Annotated in this window: 7 protein-coding genes; 1 reads left to right on the forward strand and 6 read right to left on the reverse strand. The window is 64.6% G+C overall.

Features of this window, described 5'->3' with window-relative positions; translation table 11 throughout:
- Positions 1-9: 9 nt before the first annotated feature.
- The 4 genes from Q0741_RS21535 to ilvB all read right to left on the reverse strand — a co-directional run bounded on the left by Q0741_RS21535 (position 10) and on the right by ilvB (position 9,448).
- Positions 10-468 carry a hypothetical protein gene (locus Q0741_RS21535; RefSeq protein WP_298235237.1) on the reverse strand — a complete coding sequence of 153 codons (459 nt, stop codon included), beginning with the start codon at positions 466-468 and terminating at the stop codon, positions 10-12.
- Positions 469-480: 12 nt separating this feature from the next.
- A complete protein-coding gene (gene icmF, locus Q0741_RS21540; RefSeq protein WP_298235238.1) occupies positions 481-3,780 on the reverse strand; it encodes a fused isobutyryl-CoA mutase/GTPase IcmF in 3,300 nt (1,099 codons plus the stop codon).
- A 264-nt stretch (positions 3,781-4,044) separates the two neighbouring features.
- Positions 4,045-7,557, reverse strand: coding sequence for an indolepyruvate ferredoxin oxidoreductase family protein (locus Q0741_RS21545; protein ID WP_298235239.1), 3,513 nt, complete (start codon positions 7,555-7,557; stop codon positions 4,045-4,047).
- A 118-nt stretch (positions 7,558-7,675) separates the two neighbouring features.
- Positions 7,676-9,448 (reverse strand): biosynthetic-type acetolactate synthase large subunit, encoded by a 1,773-nt coding sequence (ilvB, locus tag Q0741_RS21550; RefSeq protein WP_298235246.1) that lies wholly within the window; start codon positions 9,446-9,448, stop codon positions 7,676-7,678.
- A gap of 399 nt (positions 9,449-9,847) precedes the next feature.
- Between ilvB and Q0741_RS21555 the strand changes: the two genes are divergently transcribed.
- Entirely contained in the window at positions 9,848-10,723 is an 876-nt protein-coding gene (locus tag Q0741_RS21555) for a LysR family transcriptional regulator (RefSeq protein WP_298235240.1), read from the forward strand.
- Between the two features lie 174 nt (positions 10,724-10,897).
- Here Q0741_RS21555 and Q0741_RS21560 read toward each other — a convergent pair whose 3' ends face one another.
- Together Q0741_RS21560 and Q0741_RS21565 are read right to left on the reverse strand one after the other, a co-directional pair.
- On the reverse strand, positions 10,898-12,178 hold the full coding sequence (locus Q0741_RS21560) for a TRAP transporter large permease subunit (protein WP_298235241.1): 1,281 nt from the start codon (positions 12,176-12,178) through the stop codon (positions 10,898-10,900).
- Entirely contained in the window at positions 12,175-12,765 is a 591-nt protein-coding gene (locus tag Q0741_RS21565; protein ID WP_298235242.1) for a TRAP transporter small permease, read from the reverse strand. The genes Q0741_RS21560 and Q0741_RS21565 overlap by 4 nt, the downstream gene beginning before the upstream one ends.
- Positions 12,766-13,192 lie beyond the last annotated feature (427 nt).

Consider the following 13,192-nt stretch of genomic DNA (forward strand, 5'->3'; position numbering starts at 1 on the left):
TGGGGCCTCCTATAGTGTCCCGGCGGTCTTCGGCGCAGCACTCGAAGAGCCGGCGGCGGACTGCGCTTGGGCCGAGAACGGCTGAGGCCGCTGTTGGGTTTCTACGCCAGCCACGAAGCGGCCAAAGGCGTCAAGGAGCGGTGCGGTGTCAAAGGAAGGACCCTCCAGTATCGTCAGCGCCTGCACGGTGGGCGGCAGCGTGGCATTGGCTCGGCTCAGCCAGTCATCCAGAGCCGCGACCCGAGCGCCCTTGAGCACGGTGTAGCCCGGGATGCTGAGCACGGCCGCCCCCGTGGACACGGCCGCATGGAGGCGGATGACGGCCAACCGGCGGTGCCTCATGCGCACGCTGCGCTCCAGCAGCGACAGCGAGGCGTCCTTGGCATGCGAGCGCTGCTCTTCGCTGGCACACGCGGCCATGCCGGCATGGAGGCTTTGCTTCAGCTCGCGGATGGCTTGCCTTGCCATGGAGCCCCTCCCTCACATGCTGCGACGGTACTGGCCGCCGACTTCGAACAGCGCGTCGGTGATCTGGCCGAGCGAGCACACCCGCACCGCATCCATCAGCACCTCGAAGACGTTGCCGTTGTCCATGACGGCCTGCTGCAGCCGCTGGAGCATGGGGCCCGACTCGTGGGCATGCTGCTCGTGGAAGTCGCGCAGCCGCGTGAGCTGGCTCTGCTTCTCCGCGTCGGTGGAACGCGCCAGCTCGATTTGCTCCGGTACCGCATCGCCATGGGGGTTGCGGAAGGTGTTCACGCCGATGATCGGGTACTCGCCCGTGTGCTTGAGCATCTCGTAATGCATGCTCTCCTCCTGGATCTGGCTGCGCTGGTAGCCCGTCTCCATGGCGCCCAGCACGCCGCCGCGCTCGGAGATCTTCTCGAACTCCTTGAGCACCGCCTCCTCGACAAGCTCGGTGAGCTCGTCGATGATGAAAGCACCCTGGTTGGGGTTCTCGTTCTTGGCCAGGCCCCACTCGCGGTTGATGATCAGCTGGATCGCCATCGCGCGGCGCACGCTCTCCTCGGTGGGCGTGGTGATGGCCTCGTCGTAGGCGTTGGTGTGCAGCGAGTTGCAGTTGTCGTAGATCGCGATCAGCGCCTGCAGCGTGGTGCGGATGTCGTTGAACGCGATCTCCTGCGCGTGCAGGCTGCGCCCGCTGGTCTGCACGTGGTACTTGAGCTTCTGGCTGCGTTCGTTGGCGCCGTAGCGGTCGCGCATGGCCACGGCCCAGATGCGCCGCGCCACGCGGCCCAGCACGGTGTACTCCGGGTCCATGCCGTTGCTGAAGAAGAAGCTCAGGTTGGGTGCGAAGTCGTCGATGTGCATGCCGCGCGCCAGGTACGCTTCCACGAAGGTGAAGCCGTTGGACAGCGTGAAGGCGAGCTGGCTGATGGGGTTCGCGCCGGCCTCGGCGATGTGGTAGCCCGAGATCGATACCGAGTAGAAGTTGCGCACCTGGTGGTGCACGAAGTACGAGGCGATGTCGCCCATGACCTTGAGGCTGAACTCGGTGGAGAAGATGCAGGTGTTCTGCCCCTGGTCCTCCTTGAGGATGTCGGCCTGCACCGTGCCGCGCACGTTGGCCAGTGCCCATTCACGGATTTTCCGGAGCTCGTCGTCGGTCGCGTCGCGGCCGTTGTCCGCCGCGAACTTGTCGATCTGCTGGTCGATGGCCGTGTTCATGAACATGGCCAGGATCGTCGGCGCCGGGCCGTTGATGGTCATCGACACCGAGGTGCTCGGGTTGCACAGGTCGAAGCCCGAGTACAGCACCTTCATGTCCTCCAGCGTCGCGATCGAGACACCGGAGTTGCCCACCTTGCCGTAGATGTCGGGACGAAGATCCGGGTCGTTGCCGTACAGCGTGACCGAGTCGAAAGCCGTGGACAGGCGCTTGGCGGGCATGCCCTCGGAGACCAGCTTGAAGCGGCGGTTGGTGCGGAAGGCATCGCCCTCGCCGGCGAACATGCGCGTCGGATCCTCCCCCTCGCGCTTGAAGGCGAAGGTGCCCGCGGTGTAGGGGAAGCTGCCGGGCACGTTCTCCAGCATCAGCCACTTGAGCTGCTCGCCATGGTCCTCGTAGCGCGGCAGCGCCACCTTGCGGATCTTGCTGCCCGACAGCGACGTGTGCGTGAGTTGGGTCCGGATTTCCTTGTCGCGGATCTTCACCACGTACTCGTCGCCGGCGTAGGCGCGCTGCAAGTCGGGCCACTGCGCCAGGAGCTTGCGGGCCTGGCGGCCCATGCGCGACTCGCGATCCTGCAGCAGCCGCTGCAGCGATGCGTCAACGACGCCAGCGTCCACATCCGCGCACTCGGTGGCCAGCATGCGCAGCGACGAGCTCAGCTGCTGGGCCTCGCGCGCGATGTGAGCCTGCTGCAGCGCGTGGCGCTTGTAGCTGCGCACTGCCTCGGCGATGTCGGCCAGGTAGCGCATGCGCGTGCCCGGCACGATGGGCACCTGCTGGGTGCTGTGGCGCGTGTCCACGCGCGGCAGCCGGCCATCGCCGAGCTGCAGACCTAGCTCAGAGAGGCGGGCCTTGAGTCCCTGGTACAGCGCCGTGACGCCATCGTCGTTGAAGCGGCTGGCCATGGTGCCGTACACCGGCATTTCTTCAGGCCGCTTGCCGAAGGCTTGGCGGTTGCGCTGCACCTGCTTGGCCACGTCGCGCAGTGCGTCCTGCGCGCCCTTGCGGTCGAACTTGTTGATGGCCACGAACTCGGCGAAGTCGAGCATGTCGATCTTCTCCAGCTGGCTGGCCGCGCCGAACTCGGGCGTCATCACGTACATCGGCACGTCCACCATCGGCACGATCGCGGCGTCGCCCTGGCCGATGCCTGACGTTTCGACGATGACGAGATTGAAGCCTGCCACCTTGACCGCGGCCAGCACGTCCGGCAGCGCGGCACTGATCTCGCTGCCGGCCTCGCGAGTGGCCAGCGAGCGCACATAGACGCGCGCGCCCTGCTGCCATGGCCCGATCGCGTTCATGCGGATGCGGTCGCCCAGCAGCGCCCCGCCGCTCTTGCGCCGCGAGGGATCGATGGAGATGACGGCGATGCGCAGCGCATCGTCCTGGTCCAGGCGGATGCGGCGGATCAGCTCGTCGGTCAGGCTGCTCTTGCCCGCGCCGCCGGTGCCCGTGATGCCGATGACGGGCGTGCGGCAGTTCACGGCCCTTTCATGCAGCGTCGTGACCAGCGCCGGATCGGCCTTGCCGTTCTCCAGCGCCGTGATCAGCTGCGCCAGGGCGCGCCAGGCGGCCTCCTCGTGGCCCGTGATCGCCTCCACGGACTTGGGGGCCAGCGCCGCGAGGTCGTGGTCGCAGCGCATCACCATCTCGCCGATCATCCCTTGCAAGCCCATGCGTTGGCCGTCCTCGGGGCTGTAGATGCGCGCCACGCCGTAGTCCTGCAACTCGCGGATCTCCGCCGGCACGATCACGCCGCCGCCGCCACCGAAAACCTGGATGTGCTCGCCGCCGCGCTGGCGCAGCAGGTCCACCGCGTACTTGAAATACTCCACGTGGCCGCCCTGGTAGGAGCTGATGGCGATGCCCTGTGCATCCTCCTGCAGCGCGGCCGTGACCACCTCGTCCACCGAGCGGTTGTGGCCCAGGTGAATGACCTCCGCGCCCATGCTCATGAGGATGCGGCGCATGATGTTGATGGCCGCATCGTGGCCATCGAACAGCGCAGCGGCGGTTACGAAGCGGACCTTGTTGGTCGGACGGTACCCGGCAAATGCCTTGGTTTCAGCGGAAAGATCGGTCATGGTGGGTCTCGGTGTGAGCCGTTGTCTTGCCCGGTCCGCACTTCCAGAAAGAGCGAATGAGCCCATGCTGGGCGACGCTTTGCCACCCCCTGCGCTTGTGCGCCCGGGAGAGTCGACCGCAGAACCGGGTTGAAGTAGATGCGTTTTCATGGAAAAGCACAGGGAGTGCACCAGACGCTGCGTGAATGCCAGCTCAGGAGCAAAGGCAGTCGTCGCGATGCCGCGGCCAAGCCGGACGTTGAAGTCAGGCTCGGCCGTGCCTCTTCATGCGGTCAATACTTGCTGCCTGACGGCCTCAGGCTGGGTGCTCTTTTCGAATGCCCGCAACAGCGCCGGGATCGCAGCGCGGTACTGTTCGACACTGGCTTCCTTCACGTGCCCGAAGCCGCGGATCTGCTCGGCACGCCGCGCGATGTCGATTGCCGACCGATGATTGCTCTTCTTGAGCCGGGGAAGCAGCAGCTCGATCATCTGGCGATATTCGTCGATCAACGAACGCTCCATGCGCCGCTCCGCGGTTCGACCGAACGGATCGAAGGGCGTGCCACGCAGGCCCTTCAGCCTGGCCAGCATGCGGAAGACGGTCATGGTGGCCGGCCCGAACTGGCGCTTGACGAGGTGCCCCCTCGCATCACGCTTGCTCAGGAACGGCGGAGCGAGATTGAAGCTGAGCTTGAGATCACCTTCGAACGTCTTTTCCAGTCCCTTTCTGAACTCCGGGTCGGTGTACAGGCGTGCGACCTCATACTCGTCCTTGTAGGCCATGAGCTTGAACAGTGAGCGAGCAACCTCCTTTGCCATCGCATCGCCCAGGCCCGCCGCGCGCTCCGCGTCGCGTACCTTGTGCACGAACGCTTCGTACTGCCTGGCGTAGGCCTGGTTCTGGTAGTCGTTGAGGAACTCGAAACGCTGCCTCACCAGGGCGTCCAGGCCTCGTGGCAGTTGCAGCACCACCGGCTGCGCCGGTGTCGCGATGGATTGCACGGCAGCAAGGTCCACCGCCGCCTGGCGTCCCCAGTTGAATGCCGCCTTGTTCATCTCGACGCCGACGCCGTTGAGCTCGATCGCGCGCATCAGCGATTCGGCCTTCAGCGGGACCGCTCCCCGCTGGTAGGCGAAGCCGAGCATGAAGAGGTTCGCACCGATGGCATCGCCGAGCAGGCTGGTCGCGAGTTTGGTGGCGTCGACGAACTCCAGGCTGCCTCCGACGGCGTCATTCAGCAGCTGCCGAATGTCGTTGGACGGGAACTGCCAGTCGGGGTTCCTGGCGAACTGGCCAGGCGGTTGCTCATGGGCGTTGACGACCGCCTTGGTGCGGCCCGGCCGGGTCTTGGCGATGGCATCAGCCGAGGCAGCCGTGAGCATGTCGCAGCCCAGGATGAGGTCCGCTTCGCCCGTCGCGATCCGCTGGGCGTACACGTCCTCGGGCTTGCCGGCGATGCGCACATGGGACGTCACTGCGCCGTTCTTCTGTGACATCCCGGTCATGTCCAGAACGGATACGCCCTTGCCTTCAAGATGGGCTGCCATGCCCAGCAGCGCACCAATCGTGATGACGCCGGTGCCGCCGATGCCCGTGATGAGGATGTTGAACGGTTGATCCAGAGCCGGGAGAGCCGGCTCCCTGAGTTTCGAGACGTCGGCCGCGGCCTTCCGGGTTGGCGCACTCTTGCGCAGCTTGCCACCCTCGACCGTGACGAAGCTGGGGCAGAAGCCTTTGACGCAGGAGTAATCCTTGTTGCAAGAGCTTTGATCGATCTCGCGCTTGCGTCCGAACTCCGTTTCCAGGGGCAGCAGCGACGTGCAGTTGGATTGGGCGCCGCAATCGCCGCATCCCTCGCACACGAGCGGGTTGATGAACAGGCGCTGCGCAGGGTCGGGAAACTCCTTCTTCTTGCGCCGGCGGCGTTTCTCGGCTGCGCAGGTCTGGTCGTAGATCAGCACCGTCGTTCCAGGCAAGTCACGCAATTCCCTTTGTACCGCGTCCATCTCGGAGCGGTCGTGCAGCGTCACTTCCCGCGGCAGCTGCGACCGGTCTCGGTAGCGCGAGAGGTCTTCGGTCACGAGGGCGATGCGCTTGACGCCTTCGGCGGCCATCTGGCGGGCGATCATCCACACGCTCGTTGTGCCATCGACGGGCTGCCCTCCGGTCATGGCGACGGCATCGTTGTAGAGGATCTTGTAGGTGATGTTGACCTTCGCCGAGATCGATGCGCGGATGGCCAGATACCCGGAATGGAAGTACGTTCCGTCCCCGAGGTTGGCGAACACGTGCGGGCGCTTGGAAAAAGCCGCCTGGCCGATCCATGGCGCTCCCTCGCCCCCCATGTGGGTCGTGGTCTTGTTGTGCTCCGGATAGATGGCAGTGGCCATGACGTGGCAGCCAATGCCGGCCAGGGCAAGGCTGCCTTCGGGCACCTTCGTGGACGAGTTGTGCGGACATCCCGAGCAGTAGTAGGGAGGACGAGTCGGCGTGCTGACGGCCCGATTCAGGACGGCCTCCTTCGCCTCCAGGAAGGACAAGCGCGCCTTGATGAGATCGCTCGTATGGAAGCGGGCGATACGCGCAGCGATGACCCTGGCGATCTGGGCTACGGAGAAGTCCGCCTTGGACGTGAGCAACCATTCGCCACGCGGATGAACCCATTCGCCCTTCTCATCGAACTTGCCGATCACCCGGGGGCGCACATCGTCACGCCAGTTGTAGAGTTGCTCCTTCAACTGGTACTCGACCAACTGGCGCTTTTCCTCGACGACCAGGATTTCATCCAGGCCCGTTGCGAACTCACGGATACCGTCCGGCTCCAGCGGCCAGGGCATGGATACCTTGAAGAGGCGGATGCCGAGCTCGGCCGCATACTTTTCGTCAATGCCCAGTTCCTCAAGCGCCTCCAGCACGTCGAGGTAGCTCTTGCCCGAGGCGACGATGCCCAGCCGCGGATTGGGAGAGTCGATGACCAGCCGGTTGAGCTTGTTCTCCCGTGCATACGCGAGCGCTGCATAGATCTTGTAATCCTGCATCAGCGCTTCCTGCTTGCGCGCCTGCACGCCAAGGGTGTCGGTGAACGACCGGTTGTTCAGTCCTCCCTCCGGCATGACGAAGTCCTTTGGCAGCCTGATCCGGACCGCAAAGGGATCCGCCTCGATCGAAGCCGACGATTCCACCGTATCCGCCAAGGCCTTGAAGCCCACGGCACAGCCGGAGAAACGCGACATCGCCCAGCCATGCAGTCCGAGCTCGATGTACTCCTGCACGTTGCAGGGGTAGAGCAGGGGAACCATCGCGGCTGCGAAGATGTGGTCGCTCTGGTGGGGCAGCGTGGAGGAATAGGCGCCATGGTCATCGCCTGCCACCAGCAGCACGCCGCCATGGCGCGAGGTGCCGGAGTGGCTGAGGTGTTTCATGACGTCCGCAGACCGGTCAACCCCTGGGCCTTTCGCATACCAGAGGCCGAACACGCCGTCGTACTTGCTTTCTCCGGTCAGGTGAACTTGCTGGCTGCCCCAAACGGCAGTCAGTGCCAGGTCCTCGTTGACTCCCGGGACGAACTTGACGTGGCTTCTTGCCAGGTGCTTTTCGGCCTTCCAATAGGCCTCATCCAGCCCGCCCAGTGGCGAGCCTCGATAACCGGAGATGAACCCGGCGGTGTTCAGTCCTTGCGCCTGATCGCGCAGGCGCTGCATCAAGGGCAGCCTGACAAGCGCCTGGATGCCGCTCAAATAGACGCGTCCATGGGTGGCGGTGTACTTGTCTTCCAAAGTTACTTGGGTGCTCATTGAGAGTCTCCTCGTAGGAGGCAGATGAGGTCCCACGGCCCGCGGTAACAGGCATTCACGGATCCTCGGAAATGCGGCTTTTGGCCGCGAAGCGTTGTCCCGACCCGTTGTCAGGGCATCAGGGTTCTTGATGGCACCGGCCGGCGCCCAGCCAGATCTCGTTGTGCGGTTTTCCGGCGGGCATCATGGGGAAGCAGTTTTCATCTGCCACGACCGTGACATCAAGAAAGTACGGTCCCTCTGACGACAAGCAGATTTGCAGCGCTGCATCCAGTTGCGCACGCTCCTGCACACGGGCGGCCGACCAGCCGAAGGCAGTGGCAAGAGCCACGAAATCAGGCTGTGACTCGTTATAGCTTTGGCTGTAGCGACCACCGTGAACCAGTTCCTGCCACTGCCGCACCATGCCCATCCAGCCGTTGTTGCACAGCACCACCTTGACCGGAGCCCGGTGCTGGCGCGCGGTGGCGAGCTCCTGGATGTTCATCAGGATCGAGGCGTCGCCGCTGATGCACACCACGGTCTTGTCCGGGTGCGCGAGTTGCGCGCCGATCGCGGCCGGCAAGCCATAGCCCATGGTGCCCGCGCCGCCGGAAGTCAGCCAGCGCCGCGGCTGCTCGAAGCGCAGGTGCTGCGCGGCCCACATCTGGTGCTGCCCGACGTCGGTGGAGACGATGGCGTCCCGTTCGGCAAGTTGTGCCTGCAGCCGGCGCATCAGTGCTTGCGGCGCGATGGCGTCGGGCGTGTCGTTGAAACCCAAGCACCGCTGTGCGCGCCAGCCTTCGATGCGAGCCCACCAGTCAACCAGCGCTTGCGGGCGTGACCCGGCTGCCCGCACCCGCGGCAGCAGCCGTTCGAGCAGCGTCCGGGCATCGCCCACCAGTGCCACGTCGGCGCGCACCACCTTGTTGACCGAGCTCGGGTCTACGTCGATGTGGATGAACTTCGCGCCGGGGCAGAAATTCGACAGATGCCCCGTGACCCGGTCGTCGAAGCGCGCTCCGACGCACACGACGAGATCGGCGTGGTGCATGGCCAGGTTGGCTTCCAGCGTGCCGTGCATTCCGAGCATGCCCAGCCACTGGGGGTCCGAGGCGGGGAAGGCACCCAGGCCCATCAGCGTCAGCGTGCACGGCGCGCCGGTGTGCCTGACCAGCTCGGTAAACGCCGTGCAGGCTGCCGGCCCCGAGTTGACGAGTCCACCACCGCCGTAGAACACCGGCCGGCGCGCCGCGGCAATCAGTGCGGCGGCCTCGCCCAGCGCCGCCGCCGGGAGTGGCCGCGCCGCCTGGGGCGCGAGGGTGGGCAAGGCCGAGAGGCCGTGTCGCACCGGTGCGGCCTGGACGTCCTTGGGCAGGTCCACCAGCACCGGGCCGGGGCGCCCGCCTGCGGCGATGCGAAAAGCCTCGCGCAACGTGGCTGGCAGCGCTTCGGGATCTCGCACCTGCACGTTCCAGCGGGTCACCGAACGCGAGATGGCCAGCGCGTCGCACTCCTGGAAGGCGTCCGTGCCGATGGCACTGGTCGCCACCTGGCCGCTGATGCAGACCACCGGCACCGAGTCGCAGTACGCATCCAGCAGTCCGGTCGTGGTGTTGCTCATGCCCGGACCGGAGGTGACGAACACCACGCCCGTGCGCCCGGTGCTGCGCGCATAGCCCTGTGCCGCATGCACGGCGGCTTGCTCATGGCGCACCAGCACATGGCGCAGCCGCGGCTCGGCGTGCAGCGCATCGTACAGAGGCAATACGGCCCCGCCGGGGTAGCCGAATACGGTGTCCACGCCCAACTCGATCAGGGTGCGGATCACCACCGCTGCGCCGGTCACGGGTGCGGCAGGAGCCTGGGTCGCCTCGGCGTGCCGGGTGGGTTGTTCAAGCAATGTCTCCATGCCCGCTACCTTCCAGTTCATGGTGCAGAAAAGGTTCTGGATCTCGGCAAGCCAACACGCAGAATCCAAAGAATCTCTGCATGCCTCTGATTTGTCGTTGGTTTGGCCAGTTCGCCATGCTGAAGCTGGACAAGGCGCATGGCGCACGCAAGCGTCATCGTGATAAGCACGCTGGCCTTGCTGTCCACTGGCAATCCCTGAAATTGCTTTCAGTCTAGGCACGGACGGCCAGCACCAGAAGTGCAAATTTGCCAAGCGGGACTTGCGCTTCTTGCAACCCCCATGGGGTCTCAGACAATGCATGCGCTGCGGCCCTGATTCCTCTGTTTTGACCCGTCATGGAACAGAACATGCGGAAGCGCAATTTGCCGCTGTGCTCCATGTGCAATAGGCGGCCCCATGCTTCCCGACCTTTTATCAATCAAGCTCTTTCTGGCAACGGCAAGTTATGGCAGCTTGTCCAAGGCTGCGGACGCGTGCCACATGTCCTTGTCCGCTGCCAGCCGCAGACTGACTGGCCTCGAAGATCAACTGGGAACACCGGTGTTCGACCGGCGCCACAGCGGCGTGGTGCCTACGCCTGCAGGCGAAGCGCTGGTGCGCCACGCAAAAGTGCTCATGCTTGACGTCGAAGCGATGCTTGCCGATCTATCTGACTACGCCGGCGGCGGGGTTGGAAGAGTACGGCTGCAGGCCAATATCTCCGCCATGAGCCAGGACCTTCCCGAGAAACTGGAGGAGTGGTCGGTGCTCAATCCCGGAATCAAGCTGGAGGTCCAGGAAGCCCGGAGCCGGAACATCATTGATGCCATACGCAACGGGCTTGCCGATGTCGGCGTGGTCACCGCGCCGCCGGAGCCGGATCTGAAGTTTTTGCCTTACGGCAGCGACCGGCTTTGCGTCGTCGTACCTGTTCATCACGCCTTGCGCTCGCGCAGCATCGCCTTTGTCGATCTGCTTGACCATGACTTCGTCGGACTCGATGACTCGGCGATGATCACGCGAACGATGAAGCGAACCGCCGAGGCTGCCGGGAAATTCCTTCGCCTTCGCGTGCAGGTTCAGTCTTTTGAGGCGGTTTGCAGGCTGGTTGCCGCGGGCCAGGGCATAGGCATATTGCCCAGAGGGTCGGTAGACACGTTCAGGAAAGCCATGAAGCTCCGGCTCATCGACCTGAGCGATGAGTGGGCTACCCGGCAGATGTACGTCTGCCTCAAGGCAGGCCCCCTTCCGGCGCCAGCCGCCCGTTTCGTGGAGTTCCTGAGCAGAAAGTGACTTGCAATGCGGCCCCTTTCCTTGCGGATGGCGGGCGGCATGAGTCATGAGTGCCTTTCCATGATCGAGCGATCAGTCACGGGTACAGGAGCGCGGCAGCGGGGCCCAGGAACAGCGCGACACCGATGGGCGCACGCGTTGGCTGCCTGTGGGCAGGCCATAGGCAGCCATGAATCAGCCTCCCAGCCACTTGGCCGGGACGGTGACCAGTTGCGGGAACAACACCATCAGGAACATGACGATGAACTCGGCGATCATGAAAGGCAGAACGCCCTTGGCGACCGCGTCCATCCTGATGCGCCCCACGCCGGCCACGACGTTGAGCACCGTGCCCACGGGCGGCGTGATCAGCCCGATGGAGTTGTTGATGATGAACAGCACGCCGAAGTAGACCGGGTCGATTCCGGCGGCCTTGACCACGGGCATGAGCACCGGGGTGAGGATCAGGATCGTGGGCGTCATGTCCATGGCGGTGCCCACGGCCATGCACAGCAGCATGATGGCGATCATCAGCAGCGTGGGGTTGTCCATGAAGGGCTCCAGCATGCCGATGACCTTGCTGGGCAGGTCGGCCACCGTGATGAGCCAGGCGCTGACCATGGCGGCGGCCACCAGGAACATCACCACCGCGGTGGTCTTGGCCGCCGTCACGAAGATGGCGGTGAGCTGGCTGAACTTGAGCTCGCGGTAGATGACGGTGGCAACGAAGAGCGCGTACACCGCGGCCACCACGGCGGCCTCGGTAGGCGTGAACACGCCCATGCGCAGCCCCACCAGGATGATCACGGGAAGCATCAGCGCCCAGGCCGAGTCGCGCAGCGCCTTCAGGATCTCGGCAGTGCTCTTGCGCGGCGGGGGCGTGAGATGTTCGCGCCGGCCCAGCCACCACCATGTGATCCACAGCGCCGCGCCGATGAGGATGCCGGGGAAGATGCCGGCCATGAACAGCTTGGAGATCGAGACGTTGGCCGACACGCCGAAGATCACGAAGCCGATGGAGGGCGGAATGATCGGGCCGATGATGCCGCTGGCGGCAATCAGGCCGCCCGAGCGCGCCTTGTCGTGGCCGGCTTTGACCATCATGGGCAGCAGCAGCGCGGTGAGCGCCGCGGCATCGGCCACCGCCGAGCCCGAGAGGGCCGACAGCAGGATGGCGGCCATGATGGTGACGTAGCCCAGCCCGCCCTTGATGTGACCCACGCAGGCCAGCGCCAGGTCCACGATGCGCTTCGAGAGCCCGCCCACGTTCATGATCTCGCCGGCGAGCATGAAAAAGGGCACGGCCAGCAATGGAAAACTGTCGGCGCCGTTGATCACGTTCTGCGCCAGGATCTGCGCGTCGAACATGTCCAGGTGCAGCATCAGCGCCAGCCCGCAGGCCAGCAGCGCGAAGGCGATGGGAATGCCCAGCGCCATGGAGCCCAAGAGCGATCCCAGAAAGATGGCGACGGTCATTTGCTGGCCCCCTGCGCGGCGTGCTGGCCGAACAACTCGTTTTCGCACTTGATCTCGGCCTGCAGCGCTTGGAGCTCCGCCGCTTCCTCGCTCTCCTTCACCATCGCCAGGTCCTCGTCGCTCATGCGGCCCATGAGCACGCGCAAGAGGTCGTCCAGGATGATCAGGCCTGCCGAGACGGCGAACACCACGCCCGAGGCGTAGAGGAGGGCCACCGAGGCGCCGGTCACCGGTGCCTGCACGTCGGCGTTGATCAGCGCTTGCGCGAGGCTGCCCTGGAACAGCAGCCAGGCGATGTAGAGCATCAGCAACTGGCCGCCCACCAGGCACGCCTTCCTGCCCGTGGGCCCCAGGCGCGACACCAGCATGTCCGAGCCCAGGTGGTCACGCTGGTGCAGCGCCACGATGGCGCCCAGGAAGGTCAGCCACACGAACAGCCAGCGCGAGACTTCCTCGCTCACGGTGATGCCGGAATTGAAGGCGTAACGCAGCACCACGTTGCCAAACACGAGGACCACCATCACCGCCAGGGCCAGTGCGATGAGCCCATTGAGCAGACGGCAGTAACCGTCGAGCAGCCATTTCATTCATGTCTCCTTGATTAATAGCTGTCATTCCAAGTTCATTTCGGTCGTGAAATGACCCGTTCGTACTGACCCTTCGATACCTCAGGGCAGGGTGCGCCTACGGCGCATCGAAGTACGAATCCGACAGGCTGTGATGGCCGCATCCCGACAGGGGCCGTTCATCCTTCGATCCGGCCACCGGCCGGACCCTGCCCTGAGGTATCGAAGGGTCAGGACGAACGGAATACTTCATTAACAAGCGCGACTTGGAATCAGGCGCCCATGAACCGTCCGGTTTCAATGTGCTGGCAAAGCAGCATGGCGTCGTGTTTTTGCTGGGCATGCGCATCAGCCGCCAGCGCGCTGGGCTTCCCTGGACAGTGGTTTCCAGGCTAAGTCATCCACAATAAATTATTTAACTCAAAATGCCATTTTGTAGAGTGTCCCG

Source organism: uncultured Azohydromonas sp. (assembly GCF_937926365.1).
Lineage (GTDB): Bacteria > Pseudomonadota > Gammaproteobacteria > Burkholderiales > Burkholderiaceae_C > Azohydromonas.